Raw genomic sequence first — 25770 nt, 5'->3', positions numbered from 1 at the left:
AAGCGGGCCAGGCAAGGCGCAGTCCGCTGGTAATGTTTGTTCCCTTGCCAAGGACTGCAACGCAGCCTGGCCCGCTTTCAGACACAACCCGAAGGGCCGGGCCTGCTGTGGCGCAGGGCTGCGTTACTCGGAGCTTATTTGGAATGACCAAACCACGCTCCTCGCGCCTTGCCCTGCACCACAGCAGGCCCGGCGCGACACAGGAAACAACTGATGACCGGCCCATCATTAATGCTCCGGAACCCCGAGCGGTTGCTCGGCAGGTTTGTCAGTAGGGGCCGGTAACGGCTTTTGCGGCACGGTCGGGCCAGCGCTGACGATGACTAGTTTGTCCGTGCTCAGGTGTTTGTTCAATGCGGTTTTGACTTGCTCGACGGTCAGGCTCTGGGACTGTTGCATGAAGTCTTCCAGGTAGCTCAGCGGCAAGTTGTAAAAACCCATGGCGCCGAGCTGCCCGACGATATCGGCGTTGCTGGCGGTGGACAGCGGGAAGCTGCCGGCCAGTTCACGCTTGGCATCGTCGAGTTCTTTCTCGGTGGGGCCGGTTTTAAGGTAGTCGGCGAGCACGTCCTGCACCAGTTTCAGCGTACCTTCGCTCATCTCGGCGCGGGTTTGCAGGTTGATCATGAACGGCCCGCGAGCCTGCATCGGGCTGAAACCCGAATACACGCCATAGGCCAGGCCGCGCTTCTCGCGCACTTCGCTCATCAACCGGGTGCCGAAGCCACCGCCGCCAAGGATCTGATTGCCCAGCGACAGCGCTGCGTAATCCGGATCGTCACGGTCGATGCCCAGTTGCGCGATCATCAGGTTGGTTTGCTTGGACGGAAACTCGATGTGGCCGATGCTGGGCTTGGGGTCGGTCGGTTGTTCGATTTTCGCCAGGGCCGGCCCTTTGGGCAGGTCGGCGGACACTTGTGCGGCAACCGCCTCGGCCTCGGAGCGGGACAGGTCGCCCACCAGCGCGATCACCACGTTACCGGCGGCGTAGGCTTTCTGATGGAAGGCCCGCAACTGCGCCAGGGTAATCGGTGGAATGCTTTTCGCCGTGCCATCGCTGGAATGCGCGTACGGGTGATCGCCATACAAGCGGTTCATCAGCTCCAGGCTGGCGAGTTTGCCGGGGTTCTGTTTCTGGTATTCGAAGCCGGCCAGCATCTGGTTCTTGATGCGTGCAAAGGAATCGGCGGGGAGGGTCGGTTTGCCGACCACTTCAGCAAACAGCTTCAAGGCAGGCTCGCGTTTATCCGCGGCACTGAGGCTGCGCAGCGAGGCAATCGCCATGTCTTTATAGGCGCCGTTGCCGAAGTCGGCTCCCAGGCCTTCGAAGCCCTGGGCAATAGCGCTGACATCCTTGCCGGCCACACCTTCATTGAGCATGGCATTGGTCAGCAGTGCCAGGCCGGGAGCATCGCCGTCCTGGCTGCTACCGGCAGCGAAGATCAGGCGCATGTCGAACATCGGCAGCTCCCGGGCTTCGACGAACAATACCTTGGCGCCTTCGGCGGTGTTCCAGGTTTGCACGTTCAGCGAGCGATGGCTTGGGGCCTTGCCGTCGAGTTCTGCCAACGATTGCAGTTTCTGGCTGGCTTTTGCTTTGTCGAGGGCTTCGCTGGCGCTGGTTTTGTCAGACTTGGAGAAATAGAAGACGCCAGACCCCAGCAACGCAATGACGATCAGGCCGATCAGGGCCAGGCGCGGTTTTTTACGCTCACTCATGAGTCGTCTCCTGTGGCAGTACATGGGCGACGCTGAGACGTGCGCGAGTGAAGTACAGCTTGGCGGCCTTCTGGATGTCTTGCGGGGTCACGCTTTCCAGTTCGGCGAGTTCGGTGTCCATCAGTTTCCAGGACAGCCCGACAGTTTCCAGTTGGCCAATGGCGGTGGCCTGGCTGGTAATCGAGTCACGCTCGTAGACCAGGCCGGCAATGACCTGCGCTCGCACGCGCTCCAGCTCTTCAATGGACGGCGCGGTGGTTTTAAGCTGTTCAAGCAGTTTCCAAAGGCCGGCTTCCGCCTGGGCCATTGTTTTCTTTTTCTGGGTGTTCGGCGTAGCCGACAAAGTGAACAGACTGTCGCCGCGGGTGTAGGCGTCATAGCTCGACGAACCGCCGGACACCAGCTCTTCGCCGCGTTCCAGTTGCGTCGGGATCCGGCCGCTGTAGCCGCCATCGAGCAGTGCGGAAATCAGGCGCAGAGCGTTCACCGAGCGCTTGTCTTCAGCGGTGGCGATGCTCGGCACATTGAAGGCCAGCATCAGGCTCGGCAATTGAGTCTGCACATGCAGGGTGATCTTGCGTTCGCCGGGCTCGGCCAGCTCCAGCGGGATTTTCGCGGATGGCACGGCGCGCTTGGCGATCGGGCCGAAGTAGCGCTGGGCCAGGGTTTTGACTTCGTCCGGGGTGACGTCACCGACCACCACCAGAGTGGCGTTGTTCGGCACATACCAAGATTGATACCAGTGGCGCAGTTCTTCGATCTTCATGCGGTCGAGGTCCGCCATCCAGCCGATTGTCGGCGTGTGATAACCGCTGGCGGGGTAGGCCATGGCCACGAAGCGCTCGTAGGCCTTGGACATCGGCTTGTCATCGGTGCGCAGGCGACGTTCTTCCTTGATCACCTCGATCTCGCGGGTGAACTCGTCGGCCGGCAGGCGCAGATTGGCCATGCGGTCGGCTTCCAGCTCGAAGGCCACGCCCAGGCGGTCACGGGCCAGTACTTGGTAATACGCGGTGAAGTCATCGCTGGTGAAGGCGTTCTCTTCGGCACCGAGGTCGCGCAGGATCAGCGACGCTTCGCCGGGGCCGACCTTCTCGCTGCCCTTGAACATCATGTGTTCCAGCGCATGGGACAGCCCGGTCTGGCCTGGGGTCTCATAGCTTGAGCCGACCTTGTACCAGACCTGGGAAACGACGACTGGCGCACGATGGTCTTCGCGCACGACAACCTTCAGGCCGTTGTCGAGGGTGAATTCGTGGGTGGGTTGTGGATCGGCAGCCAGGGCTGAAAGTGGCAGACAAACTGTACTGAACAGCAGGCCTGCAGCGCGGCGGGCTAGAGCATTCATTCGTTTTTAAACCTGTTGGGCTGCCCGCTTGGTCTTAGCGTCGGCGGGCGAGAGGGTGCTAGGATACTGATCCGTTTTACTGGCGGCCACGCCTATCAGGCCTTTACGTTTGATCAGGTTGTATGGGTTTACGGCTTGGGCTTTGAGTTTGTCAGCTAAACTCTGCGTTTTCGCCGACGATGCCGTTCCAGTCCTTCGTATTAATCAACCTTTGAGGTGCCGTTGGTACCTCGACAAAATGTTGCGCGTGAACAAGCTGGATGAATCGCAGTCTGTTCTGCATCGAATTATTTATTGCCGAGGCGCCCTTTGGCGCGTCGCTACCGTGAGATAGCCGTCCTCCATGTTTGGTTCCAACGACGACAAGAAGACCCCAGCTGCGGCTGGCGAGAAGAAAAGCCTGTTCGGATGGCTGCGCAAAAAGCCGCAGGAACCCGTTGTCGAACAGCCACAACCACTTCCTGAGCCAACACCTGCGCCAGTCGTGGAAGAAGCTCCCGCGCCGGTTGTCCTGCCGATCGCCGAGCCGGTGCTGCAATCCGCGGCCGAGCCTGTTCCTGTTCCTGAAACCGAAGTCGTGGCCCCGTTGCCGCTGACGCCTGCCGCCGAGCCGTGGCTGACGTTGCCGGTGGCGGAAGAGCCGGTGGCATTGGTCGAAGATGAGCAAGCAGCTCATATCACGCCGCCGATTCCGGCCCCGACTGCGTTTGCGCCTGAGCCGGTTCAGGCGCCAGTGGTTGAGCCTGTGTTCGTGGCCGAGCCTGCACCGGTTGCTCCAGAGCCTGTAGCGCCGGCATTTGTTGCTCCTGCTCCGATTGTTCAAGCGCCAGAGCCTGCACCTGCACCGGTTATCGCTCCTGTCGCCACCACGCCTGCACCCGTCGAAACTCCGGTCGAGCCGGTGCGAACCGAAGAGACCAAGGCTGGTTTCTTCGCCCGTCTCAAACAAGGCTTGTCCAAGACCAGCGCCAGCATTGGCGAGGGCATGGCCAGCCTGTTCCTCGGCAAGAAAATCATCGATGACGAGTTGCTCGAAGACATCGAAACCCGTCTGCTGACCGCCGATGTCGGCGTCGAAGCGACCTCGGTGATCATTCAGCGCCTGACCCAGAAAGTCGCCCGCAAAGAGCTGGCTGATGCCGACGCGTTGTACAAATCCTTGCAGGCGGAGCTGGCGGCGATGCTCAAGCCCGTCGAGCAGCCACTGAAAATCAACTCGCAGAACAAGCCGTTCGTGATTCTGGTGGTGGGCGTCAACGGCGCCGGCAAGACCACCACCATCGGCAAACTGGCGAAGAAGCTGCAGCTGGAAGGCAAGAAAGTCATGCTCGCCGCTGGTGATACTTTCCGTGCCGCCGCGGTCGAGCAATTGCAGGTCTGGGGCGAGCGCAACAAGATCCCGGTGATCGCCCAGCACACCGGCGCCGACTCGGCTTCGGTCATCTTCGATGCCGTGCAGGCCGCCAAGGCCCGTGGCATTGACGTGCTGATCGCCGACACCGCCGGTCGCTTGCACACCAAAGACAACCTGATGGAAGAACTGAAAAAAGTTCGCCGGGTGATCGGCAAGCTTGATGCCGACGCGCCCCATGAGGTGCTGCTGGTGCTTGACGCCGGTACCGGCCAGAACGCCATCAACCAGGCCAAGCAATTCAACCAGACCGTCGAACTGACTGGCCTGGCGCTGACCAAACTCGATGGCACCGCCAAGGGCGGGGTGATTTTCGCCCTGGCCAAGCAGTTTGGCTTGCCGATTCGCTATATCGGCGTCGGCGAAGGCATCGATGATTTGCGTACTTTTGAAGCAGAACCCTTTGTCCAGGCATTGTTTGCCGAGCGGGAGCGTTCATGATTCGTTTCGAACAGGTCGGTAAACGCTACCCGAATGGTCACGTCGGCTTGCATGAGCTGAGTTTTCGAGTCCGTCGGGGTGAATTCTTGTTTGTCACCGGCCATTCCGGCGCCGGTAAAAGCACCTTGTTGCGCCTGCTGCTGGCGATGGAACGTCCGACCACCGGCAAATTGCTGCTGGCAGGGCAAGACCTGAGCACCATCAGCAATGCGCAGATTCCATTCCTGCGCCGTCAAATCGGCGTGGTGTTCCAGAATCACCAGCTGCTGTTCGATCGCACGGTGTTCAACAACGTCGCGTTGCCGCTGCAGATCCTTGGCCTGTCCAAGGCCGAAGTCGTCAAGCGCGTGGACTCGGCCCTGGAGCGCGTGGCGCTCTCGGACAAAACCGATCTCTACCCCGGCGACCTGTCCACCGGCCAGCAACAGCGGGTCGGCATCGCTCGCGCCATCGTTCACCGTCCGGCCTTGCTGCTGGCGGACGAACCGACCGGTAACCTCGACCCGCGTCTGGCGGCAGAAATCATGGGCGTGTTCGAAGACATCAACCGTTTGGGCACCAGCGTGCTGATCGCCAGTCACGACCTGGCTCTGATTGCCCGCATGCGTCATCGCATGCTCACCCTGCAGCGTGGCCGATTGATCGGCGACGGGGAGGCTGGCGTATGAGTGCAACACGTAGCCCCAAGGTTTCCGAGCGCGTGGCCCCGAAAGCCGCCGATCCGCAACCGCAGCAGCAGAAGAAAAAGCGCGACGATGACGATGGCCCGGATTTCCCTACGCTGTTCCGTGCCTGGATCGAAAGCCATCGCGCCAGTCTGCTGGACAGCTTGCGCCGCTTGGGCAAACACCCGATCGGCAGCTTTTTCACCTGCATGGTGATGGCAGTTGCCCTGAGTTTGCCGATGGGCCTGTCACTTTTGCTAAGTAACGTCGAGCGTCTCGGCGGTTCCTGGCAGCGTGCGGCGCAGATTTCCCTGTACCTGCAACTCGATGCCAGCCCTGAACAGGGCGAGTCATTGCGTGAGCAGATCAAGGGCATGCCGGGCGTGGCCGAAGCCGAATACGTGGGACGCGATCAGGCGCTGGAAGAGTTCCAGCAGCAGTCCGGGCTAGGCGAAGCGCTCAAGGAACTCCCGGAAAACCCGCTGCCGGGCGTGGTCCTGGTGACCCCGAACGAGGTCGACAAGCCTGCGCTTGAAGCATTGAGACAAAAACTTTCCGAATTGCCGAAGGTACAACAGGCGCAACTTGATCTAGTCTGGGTCGAGCGTCTGGCAGCCATCCTCAAGCTGGGCGACCGATTTGTCTTCGGTCTGACCGTGCTTTTGGTTTCTGCATTACTTTTGGTGATAGGCAATACCATTCGTCTTCATATTGAAAACCGCCGCACAGAGATAGAAGTGATTAAACTCGTCGGCGGCACTGACAGCTATGTGCGCAGGCCCTTTCTGTATATGGGCGCGCTTTATGGCTTTGGTGCGGGGATTCTTTCCTGGGGTGTATTGGCGTTCGGCCTGAACTGGCTGAACGACGCGGTGGTTGGACTGGCCGGTTTGTACGGCAGTGATTTTGCGCTGGCCGGAGTGCCAGTTGCCGACGGTCTATCGCTCTTGCTTGGCGCGGTGCTGTTGGGGTATATCGGTGCATGGATTGCAGTCGCACGCCACCTGCGGGAGCTTGCGCCAAAGTAATATCATTTTGCTCGTATTGACCTTTCAGCGTTTATGGGAACTTGTCTTTTGGTTTCCGGTCAATTTTCGCAGTGCTGAACTGCACGAGTTATGTAAGTCGGAGGTTTTTTCGTATGACCAATTCTTTGCAGCCTGCATATGCTCTGGTCCCGGGTGCGAACCTGGAGGCCTATGTGCACACGGTGAACAGCATTCCATTGCTGACGCCGGAGCAGGAGCGTGAACTGGCCGAGAGTCTCTATTATGAGCAGGATTTGGGGGCGGCTCGGCAGATGGTGCTCGCCCACCTGCGTTTTGTCGTACACATTGCCCGTAGCTATTCCGGCTACGGCCTGGCCCAGGCTGACCTGATCCAGGAAGGCAACGTCGGCCTGATGAAAGCGGTCAAGCGTTTCAACCCGGAAATGGGTGTACGCCTGGTGTCCTTTGCGGTGCACTGGATCAAGGCGGAAATCCACGAGTTCATCCTGCGCAACTGGCGGATCGTGAAAGTCGCGACCACCAAGGCCCAGCGCAAGCTGTTCTTCAACCTGCGCAGCCAGAAGAAACGTCTGGCCTGGCTGAACAACGAGGAAGTCCATCGTGTGGCGGAAAGCCTCGGCGTAGAGCCGCGGGAAGTGCGCGAGATGGAAAGTCGCCTGACCGGCCATGACATGGCCTTCGACCCGGCCGCGGAAGCGGACGACGACAGTGCATTCCAGTCGCCGGCCAACTACCTGGAAGACCACCGGTACGATCCGGCCCGTCAACTGGAAGACGCCGACTGGAGCGATAACTCAAACCACAACCTGCACGAAGCGCTTGAAGTGCTGGACGACCGCAGCCGCGACATCCTCTACCAGCGCTGGCTGGCAGAAGAAAAAGCTACGCTGCACGACCTGGCGCAGAAGTACAACGTGTCGGCCGAGCGTATTCGTCAGCTCGAGAAGAGCGCGATGAACAAGCTCAAGTTGTCGATCGCCGCATAACCGCAGCTCAGGCATAAAAAAACGTCCCGATCATTGATCGTCGATCATTGATCGGGGCGTTTTTGTTGGTGCCCGATTTCCGGTTTTGCGTCGACCTTGTGGGAGCGAGCCTGCTCGCGATAGCGGTTGATCATTCAGCATTCATAGCGACTGACCTGACGCTATCGCGAGCAGGCTCGCTCCCACAGGGGGCTTCGATATCATTGGGCCCAAGGTGCCCGGCGCGAATCGTTGAGCCCGAGCAGATAACTGTCCCCGCCCAACTGACTCATCTGCTGGCGAATCCACCCGGCCCGTCTTGCAACGTAAGAGGTTGGATGACTGGCGCTCCACACCCGCGGGTTCGGCAGTACCGCAGCCAGTAAACTTGCCTGCTGTCGGGATATCGAGCGAGCGCCTACACCAAAGTGATGCCGAGCCGCCGCTTCGGCGCCAAACACGCCTTCATCCCACTCGACGCTGTTGAGGTACACCTCAAGAATCCGCTGTTTGGGCCAGAGCACCTCGATCAGCCCGGTAAACCAGGCCTCCAGGCCTTTGCGCAGCCAGCTGCGGCCAGACCACAGAAACAGGTTCTTCGACACTTGCTGGCTCAGAGTGCTGGCACCACGAATCGAGCCGCCGCGCTCGTTATGCGCAAACGCTGCCTGAATTGCGCCGAAATCGAAGCCCCAATGCTCGGGAAACTTCTGATCTTCGCCGGCAATCACTGCGACTTTCAGGTCGTCAGAGATTTCATCCCAGGGTTTCCAGGTGCGTTGCAGGTCGATGGGTTCGCCGTCGAACCAGGATTCGATCTTGCGCTCGACCATCAACGCCGTTCCCGGTGGCGGTACCACCCGGAACAGCAACACCAGCAATATGCTGCCAGCCGCGAACCAGAGCAGGGCCTTTGTGAAACGACGGAAAATTAACTGCAGCATAGAGATGGCTTGGCCGAACCCGTTGAGCCGGCCATTATACAGACCCTGTTGATCGAGTCTGACTGGAGTTCTTCATGTTGCGTGGCTTCCTGATGCTGGCTGCTTTTTTCGGCTTCACCGGTGTTGCCTTGGGCGCATTCGCCGCCCATGGCCTGAAAAGCCGCCTGAGCGCCGAGTACCTGGCGATTTTCCATACGGGCGTCACCTATCAACTGGTGCATACCCTGGCGCTGCTGGGTGTGGCGCTGCTCGCCACGCAAATTCCCGGTCGACTGATTACTTGGGCCGGCGCATCCTTTGCTATCGGCATTCTGTTGTTTTCCGGCAGCCTGTACCTGCTGACGATCACCGGCATCAGCAAGCTCGGGATCGTTACGCCCATCGGTGGCCTGGCGTTCCTGGTCGGCTGGGTTTGCCTGGGGCTTGCCGCCTGGCGGCTGTAGGAGCGAGGCTTGCCCGCGAAGGCGTCGTATCAGTCACCTTCTTCGTTGACTGACACCATGCCTTCGCGGGCAAGCCTCGCTCCTACGGGATCGGGTTTCAAGACGAATGGCTTGGGTCGGCCTGAGTGATCGGGCTAGAATGCCAGCCCCTAAAAATGATGGCGGCATTCGGTATGCGCATTCAATTGAACGGCGAATCCCTTGAACTGCCCGACGGTGAAACCGTTGCGGCCCTGCTGACCCGTCTGGAACTGACCGGACGCCGGGTGGCGGTCGAGCTCAATCTGGATATCGTCCCGCGCAGCCAGCACGCAGAAACCACACTGAACGACGGCGATTCCGTTGAAGTGGTCCATGCCATCGGCGGCGGCTAGTCGCCCGGCCCTGATGGGCACAGAATTCTGCAAGAACCTCACCCCTACAGAGGATTTCCCATGAGCATCGTTCGTAGCGACAAGCCCTTCGTCCTGGCCGGTCGTACTTACCAGTCGCGTTTGCTGGTAGGCACCGGCAAGTACCGCGACATGGAAGAAACCCGCCTGGCCATCGAAGCCTCGGGTGCCGAGATCGTCACCTTCGCCGTGCGCCGCACCAACCTCGGCCAGAACCCGGGCGAACCGAACCTGCTCGAAGTCCTGTCGCCGGAACGCTACACCTTCCTGCCTAACACCGCCGGTTGCTTCGACGCTACCGAGGCTGTGCGCACCTGCCGTCTGGCCCGTGAGCTGCTCGGCGGCCACAACCTGGTGAAGCTGGAAGTGCTGGCGGACCAGAAAACCCTGTTCCCCAACGTGATCGAAACCCTCAAGGCCGCCGAAGTGCTGGTCAAGGAAGGTTTCGACGTGATGGTGTACACCAGCGATGACCCGATCATTGCCCGTCAACTGGCGGAAATCGGCGTTATCGCGGTGATGCCGCTGGCCGGTCTGATCGGCACGGGCCTGGGGATCTGCAACCCGTACAACCTGCAGATCATCCTCGAAGAAGCCAAGATCCCAGTGTTGGTGGATGCCGGTGTCGGTACCGCCTCCGACGCCACCATCGCCATGGAGCTGGGTTGCGAAGCGGTGCTGATGAACTCGGCAATCGCCCATGCCCAGCAGCCGATCATGATGGCAGAAGCCATGAAACACGCCATCGTTGCAGGTCGCTTGGCCTACCTCGCCGGCCGCATGCCGAAAAAACTCTATGCCAGCGCCTCCTCGCCGCTGGATGGTCTGATCAAGTAAGAGCCATTGATGACTGAATCAAACGAAACGCCTATCCAGCAGGAAGAAGGCGAAGAGCGCCAACACCGTCGCATCAAGAGTTTCGTGATGCGCGCCGGGCGCATGACCGAAGGCCAGCAGCGCGGTCTGGACCAAGGCACACCGCTGTTCGTACTGCCTTTGGCCGATGAGCCGGTGGACTTCGATCAGGTGTTCGGGCGTTCGGCGCCACGTTCGCTGGAAATCGGCTTTGGTATGGGCCATTCGCTGCTGGAAATGGCCGCGGCCTCGCCGGAGCAGGATTTCATTGGCGTTGAGGTTCACCGGCCGGGTGTCGGCGCGCTGCTCAATGGCGTGCTGACACAGGGGCTGACCAACCTGCGCGTCTACGATTGCGATGCAATCGAAGTGCTCAACCGTTGCATCGCCGACAACAGCCTCGATCGCCTGATGCTGTTTTTCCCGGACCCGTGGCACAAGAGCCGTCACCACAAGCGTCGTATCGTTCAGGCGTCGTTCGCCGAACTGGTGCGCAGCAAGTTGAAGGTCGGCGGTGTGTTGCACATGGCCACCGACTGGGAACCGTACGCCGAGTACATGCTGGAAGTGATGAACGTCGCCCCGGGCTACCGCAACCTCGCCGAAGACGGCAAATGCGTCCCACGCCCGACCGAACGCCCGATCACCAAGTTCGAACGCCGCGGCGAACGCCTTGGGCATGGCGTGTGGGATCTGAAGTTCGAAAAACAGTCCTGAGCCCTACGCAATAAAAACTGTGGGAGCGAGCCTGCTCGCGATGGCGTCATAACATTCAACATCTTTGTTGACTGTCAGACCGCTATCGCGAGCAGGTTCGCTCCCACAGTTGTTTTCGGTTGTAACTGAAATCAGCGGCGGTCGGCTACAACGCCAATCAACACCAGCACCACCAACAACACCGGTGCCAGGCTGTAGTTGTTGAACTGGCTCAGGCCTTTGATGATCCATGGCGTTGCATAGATCAGCGCCACGCCACTGCCGACCATGCACAGCAGGGCCATCAGCGGGACGCGCAAAGCGCCGGCGATGCTGCCCAGGCGTTGGTCGACCCAACCTTTGATGTCGGCGCCAAACAGCACCAGCAGGCAGCCCACCAGCGCCAGAGAGATTTCCGACAGGTTGCTACGGCTCCAGCGGGACACGGTGGCGAGCAGGTCGAGTACCAGATCCATTCGATTTCCTTATGTCAGAAATTTTTGCAGCAAGTCATTGAGAAAGAGTTGTCCGCGCAGCGTGGCCGCCAGACGTGACGGTTCGACCTGCAACAAGCCACTTTGTTCGGCCTCGCGACGGCCTTCGGCGAGGCTTTCCAGAGGTAACCCGGTGCGCTCCGGATACAACTGCGCTTCGACGCCCTCGGTCAGGCGCAAGGCGTTCATCAGGAACTCGAACGGCAGTTCTTCGTCGGGCAGCGCTTTCTCGCCAGCCTTGAAGCTTTTGGCCGGATTGAGGTAGTCCTTCGGCAGGCGGGTCTTCCAGGTGCGCACGATGCGCCCGTCCGGGTGACTGAGTTTGCCATGGGCGCCGGCACCGATGCCGATGAAGTCGCCAAAACTCCAGTAATTGAGGTTATGCCGCGCCGGACGGCCGGGCAGGGCATAGGCCGAGACTTCGTATTGCGCGTAACCGTGTTCGGCCAACAGCGCCTGACCGGCCTCCTGAATGTCCCACAGGGTGTCGTCTTCCGGCAGCGTTGGCGGCTGGTTCCAGAACACCGTGTTCGGTTCCAGCGTCAGTTGATACCAGGACAGGTGCGTCGGCTTCAGGGCAATGGCCTGGCGCAGGTCGTTCAGGGCATCGTCCAGGGACTGATCGGGCAAACCATGCATCAGGTCGAGATTGAAGTTATCGAAACCGGCCTGGCGGGCCATGCCGGCGGCACGTACGGCTTCATCGCCGTTGTGAATTCTCCCCAGGGCCTTGAGTTTCTCTTCCTGAAAGCTCTGGATGCCGATCGACAGGCGATTGATGCCCAGCGCCCGGTAGGCGCGGAATTTCTCCTGCTCGAAGGTTCCGGGGTTGGCTTCCAGGGTGATTTCAATGTCGCTGGCAAACGGAATTCGTTGCTCGACGCCCTTGAGCAGGCGACCCAGCGCCTTGGCACTGAACAGGCTCGGCGTGCCGCCACCGAAGAAGATCGAACTCAGCTCACGGCCATAGACCGCATGCAGGTCTTGATCGAGGTCGGCCAGCAGGGCGTCGACATATTCTTCTTCCGGCAGCACGGGGCTGGCGGTGTGGGAGTTGAAGTCGCAATAAGGGCATTTGCGTACACACCACGGGATGTGGATGTACAACGCCAGGGGCGGCAGCACGGGCAGGGCCGCTCGAGGCGATTGGGCGGCGCCGCCGAAGATCAGCGGCGACGCGGACGAGTCATGGGTCATTTCAGGCCCAGACGCTGGCGCAGCAGATCCATTGCACGGGCGCGGTGACTGATCTGGTTCTTGTCGCTCGGGCTCAGTTCGGCGCTGGAGCACTCGCGCTCCGGCACCCAGAACAGCGGGTCGTAGCCAAAACCGTGTTCGCCGCTGGCCTGGGTCAGGATGCGCCCATGCCACAGGCCTTCGCAGAGAATCGGCAACGGATCGTCGGCATGACGCACCAATGCCAGCACGCAGACGAATTGCGCGCCGCGCTCGGCTTCGGGCACGTCTTGCAAGACGTCGAGCAGTTTGGCGTTGTTCGCCGCATCGCCGTTACCGTCAGCATAGCGGGCCGAGTAGATACCCGGCGCACCGCCAAGGAAATCCACTGCCAGCCCCGAATCATCGGCCAAGGCTGGCAGACCGGAAATGCGCGAGGCATTACGGGCCTTGAGAATGGCGTTCTCGACGAACGACAGGCCGGTTTCTTCAGGCTCGACGCTGCTGAACTCGCCGATCGAGCGCAAGTGCACCGATTCGCCGAGCATGGCCTGGAGTTCCTTGAGTTTGCCGGCGTTGTGGCTGGCCAGTACGAGTTGGGTGAAATTCATCATTGGCCAGGGAAAAGCTCTTGTTGGAAACTGATGGTGTTGGTTTTGTCGCCGGTCTGCACTTTGATGTCAAAGGTGCGGATTTCCTGCTGATCCACCGGGAACTGGGCGATGTAGTACACCGCACCTGTTTCGGTGATCTGTTTGAACTTCAGCGGGATGCTTTGGCTGGTCAGGTCTTTGACCGTGCCGCTGACCTGAGCCGTCTGTGGTTTACCTTCCTTGAGTACCGAGACGTTGATCACGCCCTGATTCTTGCTGCGAGTCAGCTCCGCCGCTTTGGCGATCTCCGGCGTCAGGAAGGTGGAATTGAAGGTGTTGTAATGCACCGTCACGTCGCCAAAGGTTTCCTTGCGCTCGCCCTTGATGACGTCGGCGGCCATGGCGGTGACGCTCAGGCAGGCAGTAAGTAAAAACAGTGCTAGACGACCCATGATCGTTCTCCTCGAAGTGTCGTGATTCAGACCGCGACCTTGTGGTCCGGCAGACCGGGGCTGCTGACGCGGTAGATGCCGATCTCACCTAACAGATTAGGCCATAGCTTACTGGCCCACCCATGCCGATGCTGTTGATCCACGGCAAGCCGATCAATGACCTTGGCTTCACGTTCGCGACACAGCGCTTCAAAGTCTTCGAAAGTGCAGAAGTGGATGTTCGGCGTGTTGTACCAGGTGTACGGCAGAAACTCCGAAACCGGCATCCGGCCCTTGCTCGCCAGGTACCAGCGGCAGCGCCAGTGACCGAAGTTGGGGAAGGTGATAATGCACTGGCGACCGACGCGCAGCATTTCGTCGAGGATCCTGTCCGGGTAGTGCACAGCTTGCAGGGCCTGGGTCATGACCACGATGTCGAAGCTGTTGCTGGCGAAGTTGCCCAAGCCCTTGTCCAGGTCCTGCTCGATGACGTTGATGCCCTTGGCCACGCACTCGGCAATGTTGTCCGGGTCGTTTTCCAGGCCATAGCCGGTAACCTGTTTGTGGTCACGCAGCCAGGTCAGCAACTCGCCATCACCGCAACCGAGGTCGAGCACGCGGCTGCCGGCGGGGATCCATTCCTGGATGATTTCCAGATCGGCTCTCATGTCTTCCTCAAAGCGCTATACGGTTCATGTAATTGCTGAAGGCCTGCAAGTAACGCGGGATCGGAATCAGGAAGGCGTCGTGGCCTTGCGGAGCATCGATCTCCAGGTAGCAGACGTCTTTCCTGGCCGCCATCAGCGCGTCCACCAGTTCCCGCGAGCGGGCAGGGGAGAAGCGCCAATCGGTGGTGAAAGACATCACGCAGAACCTGGCCTGGGCATTGGCGAAGGTTTTCGCCAGGTCATTGTCGAAGTTCGCCGCCGGGTCGAAGTAGTCCAGTGCCTTGGTCATCAGCAGGTAGGTGTTAGCGTCGAAACGTCCGGAAAACTCTTCGCCCTGATAGCGCAGGTAGCTTTCGACCTGGAACTCGACGCTGTGGAAGTCGTAGTTGAGCTTTTCGCTCTTCAGGCCGCGACCGAATTTCTCGCCCATGGAGTCGTCGGACAGGTACGTGATGTGCCCGACCATCCGCGCCAGCATCAGCCCGCGCTTGGGGATTACACCTGCTTCCTGGAACGAGCCGCCGTGGAACTCCGGGTCGGTGAGGATCGCCTGGCGTGCGACTTCGTTGAACGCGATGTTCTGCGCCGACAGTTTCGGTGCCGAGGCGATGGCCAGGCAGTGCCGCACGCGGTCCGGGTAGGTGATGGTCCACTGCAAGGCCTGCATGCCGCCGAGGCTGCCGCCAATCACCGCCGCCCATTGATGGATGCCGAGCAAATCAGCCAGACGCGCCTGGCTGTGGACCCAGTCTTCCACAGTCAGGACCGGGAAGTCGGCGCCGAATGGCTTGCCGGTTTCCGGATTGACACTGCTGGGGCCGGTGGAACCATTGCACCCGCCGAGATTATTCAGGCTGACCACGAAGAACTTGTTGGTGTCGATCGGCTTGCCGGGGCCGATGCAGCTGTCCCACCAACCGGGTTTGCGGTCGTCGGGGCTGTGGAAGCCGGCAGCGTGATGGTGACCGGACAAGGCGTGGCAGATCAGCACGGCGTTGCTCGCCGTAGCGTTCAGCGTGCCGTAGGTTTCGTAGATCAGGTCATAAGCGGGCAGCGAACGTCCGCAGGCCAAGGCCAGGGGTTCACTGAAGTGCGCCACTTGCGGCGTCACCAGACCAACAGAATCGGGGGGGAAGGCAGCTGGCATCGACCCTGCTCTCATTGAAATGAGGCGTAAGTCTAAAGACCGCTGTGGCTAGCGGCAAGCAAAGGCCGGGCCTGATTTTTTCCCGATGTACCTGTGGCGAGGGAGCTTGCTCCCGTTGGGGCGCGAAGCGGCCCCGTAGGAGCTGTCGAGTGCAACGAGGCTGCGATCTTTCCCCTACCAATTGAGTTCAAAGCGAAAGATCAAAAGATCGCAGCCTTCGGCAGCTCCTACAGGGCGCAGCCCAGTAGGGATAAATCCCCTCGCCACATTGGTCAGGCCGGGCGCACCAGATCCGGCAAATCCGGCAGCTTCTTCGGCGAACAAATCCGCACCCGTTTCTGCCGGTTCAGCTCTCCGCTGATCAAACTCACCTGACTCTTGGAAACCCCGAACGCCTTGGCCAGAAACGCCATCAGGTACGCATTGGCCTTGCCTTCAACCGGCGGTGCGGTCAGGCGGATCTTCAGGCGATCGCCATGCAGCCCGCAGAAATCATCGCTGCGGGCCGCAGGTTGCAGGTGACATTCCAGAATCAGGTCATCACCGTCCCAGCGAAAATAGCTCATCAGATCAGGCCGAGCAGCCCCTGCGGCATGAGGGCATAGTACGCAAGTCGCGGGATCAGCCAGCTTTGCAGTAACTGGATCGCGATAAACGCGAAGATCGGCGAGATGTCGAGGCCGCCCAGGTTCGGAATGATACGGCGGAACGGGGCGAGTACCGGTTCGGTGATCTGCTGTACCAGCTCTGCGCCCGGATTGTGGCTCCCCGGGGCGACCCAGGACAGGATCACGCTGATGATCATCGCGTAGAACAGAACACTCAGAAACAGCGAGAAGACTGCGATCAGTGCCCAAGGCACTAAAAACAGCAAGTCGACCTCGAAGCCTTTGAGCAGCAGGATGACCGCTATCAGCACCATCTGCACGATCAACGCCAGTACCAGTGACGACATGTCCAGCCCGAACATGCTCGGGATGACCCGGCGCAGGGGCTTGAGCAGCGGTTGAGTGGCTTTCACGATGAACTGGCAGAGCGGGTTGTAAAAATTCGCCCGAACCAATTGCAGGATGAAGCGCAGTAGCACGATCAGCAGGTACAGGCTGCCCAGGGTTTTGATGATGAAAATGGCAGCGTCATTGAGTCCGAGCATCATTGATTCCTTTGTAAGAGCTGATTAGCGACCGAGTTGCTCAGCCATCTCGGCCGAGCGGTGCGCAGCGGCGCCGAGTGCTTTTTCTACCAGGGCTTCGAAGCCGTCGGCCTGGAACGACTTGATCGCCGCTTCGGTGGTGCCCGCAGGCGACGTCACGCGACGACGCAGTTCAGCCGCGTCGACATCGCTGGCGACCGCCATGTGTGCAGCACCCAAAGCGGTTTGCACGGTCAGTTGCGCGGCGATGTCCGCTGGCAGGCCGAGCTTCACGCCCGCGGCGGTCATGGCTTCGATCAGCAGGAAGAAATATGCAGGGCCCGAGCCGGAAACGGCGGTGACCGCGTCCAGTTGCTGTTCTTCGTTCAGCCACAGGGCAATGCCAACCGCCGACAGCAGCTCTTCAGCTTGCTGGCGTTGCTCGACGCTCACTTCGCTGGTGGCGAACAAACCGCTTACGCCCTGACGCAGCAGCGCCGGGGTGTTAGGCATGCAGCGCACGATGGGCTGGGCGCCAAGCCAGTTGTGCATGCTGGCGCAGGTGATGCCTGCCGCAATCGAGACCACCAGTTGATTCGGCGCAAGGCTTGGGCGAATGGCTTCGCACACGGCTTTCATCGCCTGGGGTTTGACCGCCAGCACGATCACGTCCACGCCCTGAATGGCGTCGGCGTTGTCGGCGAACACTTCGATGCCGTGTTCGGCACTCACGCGGGCACGGGTTTGTTCACCCGGATCACTGGCGCGGATTTGCGCGGCGTCCAGACCTTTGGCGCGCAGGCCGCCGATCAGGCTGGCGGCCATGTTGCCGGCTCCGATAAAGGCAATACGAGTCTTGCTCATGTCAGGTCCTTATAAAGAGAGGTGTCAGCCATTGTTCAAGACTGGCCGTAGTCGCGGGCACCAAAAAGGGCCGTTCCGATACGGACCCAAGTGGCGCCCATGGCAATGGCTGACTCGAGGTCGTGGCTCATGCCCATGGAAAGTGTGTCGAGTGGCAGGTTCAGGCTGGCTTGCAGGCTCTGTACGGCAGCAAAAGCCGCGTCCTGGGCGGCGCGATCTTCAGTCGGCTCGGGAATCGCCATCAAACCGCGCAATTTCAAGCGCGGCAGAGCGCTGATCGCATTGGCCAGGGCGGGCAGGTCAGCCGGGGTGCAGCCAGACTTGCTGGCTTCACCACTGACGTTGACCTGGATGCAGATGTTCAAGGGAGGCAAATCGGCGGGACGTTGTTCGGACAGCCGTTGTGCGATTTTCAAGCGATCCACGGAATGCACCCAGTCGAAATGCTCGGCGATAGCGCGAGTCTTGTTCGATTGAATGGGGCCGATGAAGTGCCAGATCAAGGGCAGGTCGGCCAATTCGAGCTGTTTGCCCAAGGCTTCCTGCAGGTAGTTTTCGCCAAAGTCGCGGATCCCGGCGGCGTAGGCTTCACGCAGGGCTTCGGCGGGTTTGGTCTTGCTCACGGCCAGCAGCTGGATGCTGTTCTCATCGCGGTGGGCGGCTTTGGCTGCTGCCTGGATGCGTGAACTAACCTGAAGAATGTTGTCTGCTATCGTGGACATCAAGAGGCGCCAGCGGTCTGAAGGTTCGCGGCATTCTACTGGAATTGAGGAGCGCTATGGATATCACTGAGCTGCTGGCTTTCAGCGCCAAACAAGGCGCGTCTGACCTGCACCTGTCCGCCGGCCTGCCACCGATGATCCGTGTCGACGGCGATGTGCGACGCATCAACCTGCCGGCTCTGGATCACAAGGAAGTGCATGAGCTGATCTACGACATCATGAACGACCTCCAGCGGGTGGACTTCGAGAAGCATCTTGAAACCGACTTTTCCTTCGAAGTGCCCGGCGTGGCGCGTTTTCGGGTCAATGCCTTCAACCAGAATCGGGGGGCGGGCGCGGTATTCCGGACCATTCCGTCCAAGGTTCTGAGCATGGACGATCTGGGGATGGGGGAAGTGTTTCGCAAGATTACCGAAGCCCCCCGGGGCCTGGTGCTGGTGACCGGCCCGACCGGTTCGGGCAAGTCCACCACATTGGCGGCGATGATCGATTACCTGAACAACCATCGCCATCACCACATCCTCACCATCGAAGACCCGATCGAGTTCGTCCATGAATCGCGCAAATGCCTGATCAATCAGCGCGAAGTCCATCGCGATACCCGCAGCTTCGCCACGGCGCTGCGCTCGGCCCTGCGCGAAGACCCGGACGTGATTCTGGTGGGGGAGATGCGTGATCTGGAGACTATTCGGCTGGCATTGACTGCCGCCGAGACCGGTCACCTGGTATTCGGCACGCTGCACACCACGTCGGCGGCGAAAACCATCGACCGGGTGGTGGACGTGTTTCCGGGCGACGAAAAATCGATGGTGCGCTCGATGCTTTCCGAGTCATTGCTGGCGGTGGTGTCGCAGACATTGATCAAGAAAATCGGCGGCGGGCGAGTTGCCGCCCACGAAATCATGCTTGGCACTTCGGCGATCCGTAACCTGATCCGCGAAGACAAGGTGGCGCAGATGTATTCGTCGATTCAGACCGGAGGGTCGCTGGGGATGCAGACGCTGGATATGTGCCTGAAGGAGTTGGTGACCAAGGGCGTGATCAGTCGCGAGCATGCGCGGGAGAAGGCGCGGTCGCCGGATAATTTTTGAGAAGGGAGGCCGTCTGAAAGCAAAAGATCGCAGCCTTCGGCAGCTCCTACATGGGAATACGTGTTCCCGTGTAGGAGCTGCCGAAGGCTGCGATCTTTTGATCTTGCTTGAAATCAGCGCTGAACAACCCGCAATGCGTTCTGTTCTTTCGGCAGAACCCGCTTGGCAACCACGTAGTGGCTTTCCCAATACGGTTTCTTCAGGGTGTCGATGCTCACCGACTTGCCACGGCGGGGTGCGTGGATGAAGCGGTCGTTACCCAGGTAGATGGCAACATGATTGACCCGGCGGCTCTTGATGTTGAAGAAAATCAGGTCGCCTGGCTTCAGATCATTGCGATCGACCTTCTCGCCATGACCACTGGCCATGGCGTTGGAGGTACGTGGCAGGTCAAACGTGGCGTCATTGAACGCGTATTTCACCAGACCGCTGCAATCGAACCCTTTACTTGGGCTGCTGCCGCCCCAACGATAAGGCGTACCGAGCACGTTTACCGCGCGGCTCAACACGTTGCTGCTTTCCTTGCTGGCCATCGGCGGGACCAGCTTGCTGTTTACGCTGCTCAATTGGCTGGAGCGTTTTACTGTTTGTTTGTTTTTGCTCGAAGGAGCAGAAACGTGGGATTTTGGGGTGTAACCATTAACGCTAGGAAGACGTTGCTCACGATTGGTGGCGTGGGCGGCCAGGGGCAATAATAGGCAAATGGTTAGCCATGTCTTGAAAAATGGACGCATTAGGCAAGGCTCATATGGGTGAACGCGCAACTTTATAACAGCTTTTTTGGCCCTTCCGAGGCCGTTGGTCGATTCAAACGGCGGGCCGCGGAACTAAAAATCGGCAAAGTTGACGTGGGTTGTCTGACAAAAGTCAGGTATTACAAGGCTTTGGCAGGAGTGAAGTTAGCATTTGCCGTATGTCGGCCGCCTGTAAAAAAGTCACAAAGAATTCAAGAATATTTCTCTATCGTGTGAGTCGAGGTCATCCATGAACACCTATCAACACCCCGTTTCAGAGCAAGACACACACAGCAAAGTGATTGGTTACCTGTTGTGGATTTTCGGTTTTACCGGGGCTCACCGCTTCTATTACGGCAAGCCGGTGACCGGGACAATCTGGTTTTTTACCTTCGGCTTGCTGGGTATCGGCTGGTTGATCGACCTGTTTCTGATCCCCTCCATGGACCGTGAAGCGGACCTGCGCTTTACCGCTGGCCCCATCGAATACAACGTTGCGTGGATTCTACTGACGTTTCTGGGGGTATTCGGTGTGCACCGGATGTATCAGGGGAAATGGATCAGCGGGTTGCTGTATCTGGTGACAGGCGGGTTGTTCTTTCTGGGGGTGTTGTATGACTTCTGGACGTTGAATGACCAGGTGTCGATTCGCAATGCCCAGAATAGAGGCGCCTTCCAGTAAGCCTTCGCGAGCAAGCCCGCTCCCACATGTGTTTTCGGTCGTACACAAATTCTGTGTTCGCTGAAGGTCAAGTGTGGGAGCGGGCTTGCTCGCGAATGCAGGCAGCGCGGTGTTAAGCCTGGTGACTGATCCGTCCATCCACCAGGGTGTAACGCACCACACCCGGCAAGCTATGGCCAACGAACGGACAGTTTTCGCCCTTCGACAACCAGTTCTCACCGGCCACGGTCGAGGCTGCAGGGTCGAACAGCACGATATCTGCCGGCCCTCCCACCGCCAATTTTCCCGCTGGTAAACGCAACGCTTCGGCAGGACCGGCGCTCAAGCGTGCGAGCAGCGTCGGCAAGTCGAGCAAACCGTCTTCCACCAAGGTCATCGCCAGCGGCAGCAGCAGTTCAACACTGCTGATGCCCGGTTCGGTGGCACCGAACGGCGCCAGTTTGGCATCGCGTTCATGGGGCTGGTGATGGCTGGAGATGGCTGACACCACCCCCGACTTCACCGCTGCCCGCAGGCCGTCGCGGTCCGCACGAGTGCGCAGCGGCGGTTGGACGTGATAGAGGCTGCTGAAGTCGATCAGCGCTTCGTCGGTGAGGATCAGTTGATACAACGCCACGTCCGCCGTGACCTTCAGGCCACGGGCCTGGGCTTGGGCGATCAGCGCCACACCGCGGGCGCTGGTGAGCTGGCTGAAGTGCGCACGCACGCCGCTTTGCTCGACCAGCAGCAGGTCCCGGGCCAGGGCCACGGTTTCAGCGGTTTCCGGAATGCCCGGCAAACCGAGGAAACTCGCCGTCGGACCTTCGTGAGCCAAGCCACCTTCGGCCAGATCATGGTCTTGCGAGTTGAAAATCACCGTCAGATCGAACGTCGCTGCGTATTCCAGCGCCCGACACAGGGTGCGGGTGTTGCGGAAGCTCTCCAGACCGTTGCCGAAGGCCACGCAGCCGGCATCGCGCAAGGCGACCAGTTCGGCCAGCTGTTCGCCATCCAGGCCTTTGCTCAGGGCGCCGATCGGGAAGACTTTGGTGTTGCCGGCTTCGCGGGCGCGGTCGAGGATCAGTTCGGCCACGGCCGAGGTGTCCAGCACCGGTTTGGTTTTCGGTGGGCAGCACAGGCTGGTCACGCCACCGGCCGCCGCGGCGCGGGTTTCGCTGGCAATCGAGCCTTTGCGGCTGTAACCCGGCTCGCGTAGGGCGACGTTCAGGTCAACCAGGCCGGGGGCGGCAACCAGGCCTTTGGCGTCGATGGTGTCTACTGCAACGAAACCTGCTGGAGCGGCGCCGAGGGCGACGACCTTGCAGGCTTCAACGTGGATATCAGTCACTTGATCCAGGCCGCTGGCCGGATCGATAACGCGTGCGCCGAGAATGCTGAGCTTCACTGGGCGTTCTCCTGCTCGAATTGGCGCTGGGCTGTTTGCCCGCTCATGGCCATGGACAGCACAGCCATACGAATCGCGATGCCGTAGGTCACCTGGTTGAGGATCACCGAGTGCGGGCCGTCGGCCACCGCCGACTCAATTTCCACCCCGCGGTTGATCGGCCCCGGGTGCATGACGATGCAATCCGGTTTAGCCCCGGCCAGACGCGCGGTGGTCAGGCCGAACAGGCGGTAGAACTCGCCTTCGCTCGGCAGCAGGCCGCCGGTCATACGTTCACGCTGCAGGCGCAGCATGATCACCACGTCGACGTCTTTCAGGCCTTCGGTCATGTCGGTGTACACCTTCACGCCGTATTGCTCGATGCCGATCGGCAGCAGGGTTTTCGGCGCAATCACGCGGATGTCCGGGCAGCCAAGGGTTTTCAGGGCCAGCATGTTCGAGCGCGCTACCCGCGAGTGCAGGATGTCGCCGACGATGGCTACCGAAAGGTTTTCGAAGCCGCCCTTGTGCCGACGAATAGTGAGCATGTCGAGCATGCCCTGGGTCGGGTGGGCGTGACGGCCGTCGCCGCCGTTGATGATCGCCACTTGCGGGCAGACATGCTCGGCGATGAAGTGCGCCGCGCCGGAATCACCGTGACGCACGACAAACATGTCGGCGGCCATGGCTTCCAGGTTGCGCAGGGTGTCGAGCAGGGTTTCGCCCTTGCTCGCCGACGACGTGGACACGTTCAGGGTGATCACGTCAGCCGACAGCCGCTGAGCCGCCAGTTCGAAGGTGGTGCGGGTGCGGGTGGAGTTCTCGAAGAACACGTTGCACACGGTTTTGCCGCGCAGCAACGGGACTTTCTTCACCGCCCGGGCGCCAACCTCGAGGAACGAGTCGGCGGTGTCGAGGATTTCCGTCAGCAGCTCGCGGCGCAAACCGTCGAGCGAGAGGAAGTGGCGCAGCTGGCCCTGTTCATTGAGCTGCAGCGGGCGCTTGGTTTCTAGAGGCGTCATCGCGAGGGGGACTCTCAATAGGGCGAATTAAAGGGCGAGGTCTTGAAGTTCGAGCTTGAGTTCCGGGCCGGACAACTTCACGCGCTCATGGGCTGCCAGCGACAGCGTCGCGCCAACCACGTTCGGCCGGATCGGCAGTTCACCGGCGTCCAGGTCCAGCAGGCATACCAGCGTCACGCTGGCCGGGCGGCCGTAGTCGAAGAGTTCGTTCATTGCAGCGCGGATGGTCCGACCGCTCATCAGCACGTCATCGATCAGCACCAGGTGCTGGCCTTCGATCTCGAACGGTAGCGCCGATGGGCGTACTTGTGGGTGCAGGCCGTTCTGGCTGAAGTCGTCGCGGTAGAACGAAACGTCCAGGGTGCCCAGGGGCGAATCGCTGCCCAGTTCATCGAGCAACGCCTGCGCGACCCAGACGCCACCGGTCCGAATGCCGATGTAGCGCGGTTCACTGATGCCACGGTTTTCCAGATAAGCCTTGAGACGGATCGCCATCTGGCTGATCAGTTCGGCGGGATTGGGCAGGCTCATGGTTTGCTCCTTCTTTGTCCCGAGCCGGATGCTGCTTGAGGGGTGGCTCGGGTTGTAGCTAAGGGAGACGCCGCAGCGGCTCTTCAGAATTAGGTGCGGTCAGGATTCGAACAGCGCGGTGTTTTCGTCGAGCCAGCCTTGCAACAGCAGCGCGGCGGCGATGGCATCGACCGGGTTGTCGCGGTAACTGCCTTTCTGGCCGCCACGGACCAGGCGTTCGCCCTTGGCCTCGAAAGTGGTCAGGCGTTCGTCATGCGTATAAAAGGGCAGGTTGTAGCGGCCGTTCAGGCGCCGGGCGAACTTTTCGGCCCGCAGGCACATGTCGCTCGGCGTGCCGTCCATGTTCAGCGGCAGGCCGACCACCACAGCGTCGGGTTTCCATTCTTTAATCAGGGCTTCGACCTGATTCCAGTCAGGAATGCCGTTTTGTGCCTTCAAGGTGCACAGCTCGCGGGCCTGACCGGTAATCACCTGACCGACCGCAACGCCGATCTGTTTGGTGCCGTAGTCGAAACCCAAAATCAACCGCAGGGCCATCAGGCGTGCCCCGCCTGGTTGGTAAGCAGGCTGAGATTGACGCCCAGGTGTTTGGCCGCCGCTTCAAGACGTAATTCGCTGCTGGTGTTGAACAGGATGTCGGCATCGAACGGGCAGGTCAGCCAGGCGTTGTCGGCCAGTTCGGCTTCCAGTTGCCCGGCTTCCCAACCGGCGTAGCCGAGGGTGATCAGGCTTTTCGCGGGGCCGACGCCGTCGGCGATGGCGAACAGCACGTCCTGGGAGGTCGACAGGGACAAGTCGCCTTCCAGATCAACGGTCGCCTGAAAAGATTTGCCCGATGGGTGCAGGACAAAACCGCGATCGGTTTGCACCGGGCCACCCATAAAGATCGGCACGTGCTGGCAGAGCACTGGTGGTTCGATATCGGGGCGCAATTGCTCGAGAATATCGGCCAGGTTCAGGTCCTGCGGGCGGTTGACCACCAGCCCCATGGCACCATTGGCCGTGTGCTCGACGATGTAGGTCAAGGTGTGCGCAAAGTTCGGGTCGGCCATGTGAGGCATGGCGATCAGGAAGTGATGCTTGAGGTAGCTGGGGCTGACGTTCTTCATGAGCGCTAGTGTGGCGTTGGAGGGGCGAACTGACAAGCCGAGGATGCCGCAATTTGGCAGTCGGCATAGACCAAATGTGGGAGCGAGCCTGCTCGCGATGACGGCGGTACGTTCAAAATTGAGGTGTCAGGCAGACCGCCATCGCGAGCAGGCTCGCTCCCACAGGGATTTGTGGGGTGTCAGTTGCTGGAGAGCTTGTCCCCACGCGCAAACTTCCACGTCCGAATAATTTCCAGACGATCGATGTCTGACAGATCCCCGGTAAACGGTGCAAACGGCGCCGCGAGCCTTACGATGCGCTGCGCCGCCTGGTCCAGCAGTGGCTGGCCGGACGATTCCAGCACCAGCACTTCATACAGCGAGCCATCGCGGTTGATCGAGACCATCAGTCGCAAATTGCCGTAAATCTGTTTGCGCCGGGCTTCGTCGGGGTAGTTGAGGTTGCCGATGCGCTCGACCTTCTTGCGCCATTCATCTTTGTACCAGGCACCCTTGTCGCGCATGGTCGATGCGGCACTCAAGCGGTGGATGCGCGGGCGCTTGGCGTAAAGCTGTTGTTCACTGGCCAGTTCCGCTTCCAGGCTGGCGATGTCGCTGGACAGCTGCGCGCTGTCGAAGGTCGGTGCCACGACCTTGGGTTTGGTATCGGTCTTGATCTCTTCGCGCTTGGTCGCGGTTTTTTTCGGTTTCGGCGCGACGGTCGTCACGGCTGCCTTGGGGGCTGCTTCAGGCACTGGCGGCGTGGCGGTTGGCGGTGGGGTGACTGGCTGCACCTTGTTGTCCTGGAAGGGCGCGACCTCGGTGGTCTTGGGCGTCGCCTTTTTTTCCAGGGTGCCGCTGCCTTCCTGATTTTCCTGGGCGAGAAAGTCAGCTTTTTCCGGCTTCTTTTCGCTTTTGAACGTGGCGAGGGTGATTTCCAGGGTTTTGCTGATTTGCTGGGGTTCGACCATGGAGAACCCGACGCCCAACAGCAAGGCCAGGTGGATCAGCACCGCGAGAAACAGGGTGAAACCGAGGCGATCAGCCGGACGCACGCCACGGTGGGCGAGTTCAGGGGGCAGATCGGACGGGAGTGTCATAACAAGAAAACCAACATCGCGTTTTTTACAAGCCGGGGATGAT

The 25770-nt window shown here is 60.2% G+C and carries 30 protein-coding genes; 10 read left to right on the top strand and 20 right to left on the bottom strand.

Going from position 1 to position 25770, the window contains the following annotated elements:
- Nucleotides 1–228: 228 nt before the first annotated feature.
- Together ACZ89R_RS16145 and ACZ89R_RS16140 are read right to left on the bottom strand one after the other, a co-directional pair.
- Nucleotides 229–1719, bottom strand: coding sequence for a M16 family metallopeptidase (locus ACZ89R_RS16145; RefSeq protein ID WP_429545254.1), 1491 nt, complete (start codon nt 1717–1719; stop codon nt 229–231).
- Nucleotides 1712–3067, bottom strand: a complete 1356-nt coding sequence (locus ACZ89R_RS16140) for a M16 family metallopeptidase (protein ID WP_429545255.1) — start codon at nt 3065–3067, stop codon at nt 1712–1714. Before ACZ89R_RS16140 ends, ACZ89R_RS16145 begins: the two co-directional genes overlap by 8 nt.
- Before the next feature lie 343 nt (nt 3068–3410).
- Between ACZ89R_RS16140 and ftsY the strand changes: the two genes are divergently transcribed.
- The 4 genes from ftsY (at nt 3411) to rpoH (ending at nt 7580) form a co-directional block, all read left to right on the top strand.
- Nucleotides 3411–4919: a signal recognition particle-docking protein FtsY gene (gene ftsY, locus ACZ89R_RS16135; protein WP_429545256.1), complete on the top strand. Its 1509-nt coding sequence runs from the start codon at nt 3411–3413 to the stop codon at nt 4917–4919.
- On the top strand, nt 4916–5587 hold the full coding sequence (gene ftsE / locus ACZ89R_RS16130; RefSeq protein ID WP_018928694.1) for a cell division ATP-binding protein FtsE: 672 nt from the start codon (nt 4916–4918) through the stop codon (nt 5585–5587). The genes ftsY and ftsE overlap by 4 nt, the downstream gene beginning before the upstream one ends.
- A complete protein-coding gene (gene ftsX / locus ACZ89R_RS16125; RefSeq protein ID WP_429375892.1) occupies nt 5584–6612 on the top strand; it encodes a permease-like cell division protein FtsX in 1029 nt (342 codons plus the stop codon). The genes ftsE and ftsX overlap by 4 nt, the downstream gene beginning before the upstream one ends.
- 113 nt (nt 6613–6725) lie before the next feature.
- Nucleotides 6726–7580: an RNA polymerase sigma factor RpoH gene (gene rpoH / locus ACZ89R_RS16120; protein WP_007897890.1), complete on the top strand. Its 855-nt coding sequence runs from the start codon at nt 6726–6728 to the stop codon at nt 7578–7580.
- A 200-nt stretch (nt 7581–7780) separates the two neighbouring features.
- On the opposite strand, the gene mtgA is transcribed toward rpoH, so the two are convergent.
- The gene (gene mtgA, locus ACZ89R_RS16115; protein WP_429545257.1) at nt 7781–8503 is read right to left on the bottom strand and encodes a monofunctional biosynthetic peptidoglycan transglycosylase; all 723 of its coding nucleotides are present in this window, start codon (nt 8501–8503) and stop codon (nt 7781–7783) included.
- A gap of 74 nt (nt 8504–8577) precedes the next feature.
- Between mtgA and ACZ89R_RS16110 the strand changes: the two genes are divergently transcribed.
- From ACZ89R_RS16110 to trmB, 4 genes are all read left to right on the top strand, one after another.
- Nucleotides 8578–8946: a DUF423 domain-containing protein gene (locus ACZ89R_RS16110; RefSeq protein WP_218395307.1), complete on the top strand. Its 369-nt coding sequence runs from the start codon at nt 8578–8580 to the stop codon at nt 8944–8946.
- 173 nt (nt 8947–9119) lie between these two features.
- A complete protein-coding gene (gene thiS, locus ACZ89R_RS16105) occupies nt 9120–9320 on the top strand; it encodes a sulfur carrier protein ThiS (protein ID WP_007897898.1) in 201 nt (66 codons plus the stop codon).
- Nucleotides 9321–9380: 60 nt separating this feature from the next.
- Entirely contained in the window at nt 9381–10175 is a 795-nt protein-coding gene (locus tag ACZ89R_RS16100) for a thiazole synthase (protein ID WP_218395306.1), read from the top strand.
- Between the two features lie 9 nt (nt 10176–10184).
- The gene (gene trmB, locus ACZ89R_RS16095) at nt 10185–10910 is read left to right on the top strand and encodes a tRNA (guanosine(46)-N7)-methyltransferase TrmB (RefSeq protein WP_429545258.1); all 726 of its coding nucleotides are present in this window, start codon (nt 10185–10187) and stop codon (nt 10908–10910) included.
- Between the two features lie 131 nt (nt 10911–11041).
- Here the strand turns inward: trmB and ACZ89R_RS16090 are convergent, their stop codons facing one another.
- The 10 genes from ACZ89R_RS16090 to ACZ89R_RS16045 all read right to left on the bottom strand — a co-directional run bounded on the left by ACZ89R_RS16090 (nt 11042) and on the right by ACZ89R_RS16045 (nt 18116).
- Entirely contained in the window at nt 11042–11365 is a 324-nt protein-coding gene (locus tag ACZ89R_RS16090; RefSeq protein ID WP_007897907.1) for a DUF3392 domain-containing protein, read from the bottom strand.
- A 9-nt stretch (nt 11366–11374) separates the two neighbouring features.
- On the bottom strand, nt 11375–12580 hold the full coding sequence (gene hemW / locus ACZ89R_RS16085) for a radical SAM family heme chaperone HemW (RefSeq protein ID WP_429545259.1): 1206 nt from the start codon (nt 12578–12580) through the stop codon (nt 11375–11377).
- Nucleotides 12577–13173: an RdgB/HAM1 family non-canonical purine NTP pyrophosphatase gene (gene rdgB, locus ACZ89R_RS16080; RefSeq protein ID WP_429545260.1), complete on the bottom strand. Its 597-nt coding sequence runs from the start codon at nt 13171–13173 to the stop codon at nt 12577–12579. The genes hemW and rdgB overlap by 4 nt, the downstream gene beginning before the upstream one ends.
- A complete protein-coding gene (locus ACZ89R_RS16075; RefSeq protein WP_063342254.1) occupies nt 13170–13604 on the bottom strand; it encodes a DUF4426 domain-containing protein in 435 nt (144 codons plus the stop codon). The genes rdgB and ACZ89R_RS16075 overlap by 4 nt, the downstream gene beginning before the upstream one ends.
- 26 nt (nt 13605–13630) lie before the next feature.
- Entirely contained in the window at nt 13631–14251 is a 621-nt protein-coding gene (gene metW, locus ACZ89R_RS16070) for a methionine biosynthesis protein MetW (RefSeq protein ID WP_052964988.1), read from the bottom strand.
- 7 nt (nt 14252–14258) lie between these two features.
- The gene (metX, locus tag ACZ89R_RS16065) at nt 14259–15398 is read right to left on the bottom strand and encodes a homoserine O-succinyltransferase MetX (RefSeq protein WP_218395303.1); all 1140 of its coding nucleotides are present in this window, start codon (nt 15396–15398) and stop codon (nt 14259–14261) included.
- A gap of 272 nt (nt 15399–15670) precedes the next feature.
- On the bottom strand, nt 15671–15964 hold the full coding sequence (locus ACZ89R_RS16060; RefSeq protein ID WP_018928703.1) for a DUF167 domain-containing protein: 294 nt from the start codon (nt 15962–15964) through the stop codon (nt 15671–15673).
- The gene (locus ACZ89R_RS16055; RefSeq protein WP_429545261.1) at nt 15964–16551 is read right to left on the bottom strand and encodes a YggT family protein; all 588 of its coding nucleotides are present in this window, start codon (nt 16549–16551) and stop codon (nt 15964–15966) included. Before ACZ89R_RS16055 ends, ACZ89R_RS16060 begins: the two co-directional genes overlap by 1 nt.
- Nucleotides 16552–16575: 24 nt before the next feature.
- Nucleotides 16576–17394 carry a pyrroline-5-carboxylate reductase gene (gene proC, locus ACZ89R_RS16050; RefSeq protein WP_429545262.1) on the bottom strand — a complete coding sequence of 273 codons (819 nt, stop codon included), beginning with the start codon at nt 17392–17394 and terminating at the stop codon, nt 16576–16578.
- 35 nt (nt 17395–17429) lie between these two features.
- On the bottom strand, nt 17430–18116 hold the full coding sequence (locus ACZ89R_RS16045; RefSeq protein WP_429545263.1) for a YggS family pyridoxal phosphate-dependent enzyme: 687 nt from the start codon (nt 18114–18116) through the stop codon (nt 17430–17432).
- A 56-nt stretch (nt 18117–18172) separates the two neighbouring features.
- Between ACZ89R_RS16045 and ACZ89R_RS16040 the strand changes: the two genes are divergently transcribed.
- Nucleotides 18173–19207, top strand: coding sequence for a type IV pilus twitching motility protein PilT (locus tag ACZ89R_RS16040; RefSeq protein WP_123500239.1), 1035 nt, complete (start codon nt 18173–18175; stop codon nt 19205–19207).
- A 113-nt stretch (nt 19208–19320) separates the two neighbouring features.
- Here the strand turns inward: ACZ89R_RS16040 and ACZ89R_RS16035 are convergent, their stop codons facing one another.
- On the bottom strand, nt 19321–19941 hold the full coding sequence (locus ACZ89R_RS16035) for a C40 family peptidase (protein WP_218395299.1): 621 nt from the start codon (nt 19939–19941) through the stop codon (nt 19321–19323).
- A gap of 250 nt (nt 19942–20191) precedes the next feature.
- Here ACZ89R_RS16035 and ACZ89R_RS16030 point away from each other — a divergent pair, with 250 nt between their 5' ends.
- Nucleotides 20192–20623 (top strand): NINE protein, encoded by a 432-nt coding sequence (locus ACZ89R_RS16030; protein ID WP_192344910.1) that lies wholly within the window; start codon nt 20192–20194, stop codon nt 20621–20623.
- A 112-nt stretch (nt 20624–20735) separates the two neighbouring features.
- Here the strand turns inward: ACZ89R_RS16030 and ACZ89R_RS16025 are convergent, their stop codons facing one another.
- The 6 genes from ACZ89R_RS16025 to ACZ89R_RS16000 form a co-directional block, all read right to left on the bottom strand.
- Nucleotides 20736–22007 carry a dihydroorotase gene (locus ACZ89R_RS16025; protein WP_429545264.1) on the bottom strand — a complete coding sequence of 424 codons (1272 nt, stop codon included), beginning with the start codon at nt 22005–22007 and terminating at the stop codon, nt 20736–20738.
- Nucleotides 22004–23008 (bottom strand): aspartate carbamoyltransferase catalytic subunit, encoded by a 1005-nt coding sequence (locus tag ACZ89R_RS16020; protein WP_123500233.1) that lies wholly within the window; start codon nt 23006–23008, stop codon nt 22004–22006. Before ACZ89R_RS16020 ends, ACZ89R_RS16025 begins: the two co-directional genes overlap by 4 nt.
- 27 nt (nt 23009–23035) lie before the next feature.
- Entirely contained in the window at nt 23036–23539 is a 504-nt protein-coding gene (pyrR, locus tag ACZ89R_RS16015; RefSeq protein WP_007897945.1) for a bifunctional pyr operon transcriptional regulator/uracil phosphoribosyltransferase PyrR, read from the bottom strand.
- A gap of 99 nt (nt 23540–23638) precedes the next feature.
- The gene (gene ruvX / locus ACZ89R_RS16010; RefSeq protein ID WP_007897947.1) at nt 23639–24076 is read right to left on the bottom strand and encodes a Holliday junction resolvase RuvX; all 438 of its coding nucleotides are present in this window, start codon (nt 24074–24076) and stop codon (nt 23639–23641) included.
- Entirely contained in the window at nt 24076–24648 is a 573-nt protein-coding gene (locus ACZ89R_RS16005; protein WP_429545265.1) for a YqgE/AlgH family protein, read from the bottom strand. The genes ruvX and ACZ89R_RS16005 overlap by 1 nt, the downstream gene beginning before the upstream one ends.
- A gap of 179 nt (nt 24649–24827) precedes the next feature.
- Nucleotides 24828–25727, bottom strand: coding sequence for an energy transducer TonB (locus ACZ89R_RS16000; RefSeq protein WP_429545266.1), 900 nt, complete (start codon nt 25725–25727; stop codon nt 24828–24830).
- Between the last annotated feature and the right edge of the window lie 43 nt (nt 25728–25770).

The sequence above is a fragment of the Pseudomonas sp. TE3728 genome (assembly GCF_056279145.1).
The sequence above is the reverse complement of the archived record's forward strand: the minus strand, read 5'-3'. Positions and strand labels throughout refer to the sequence as shown.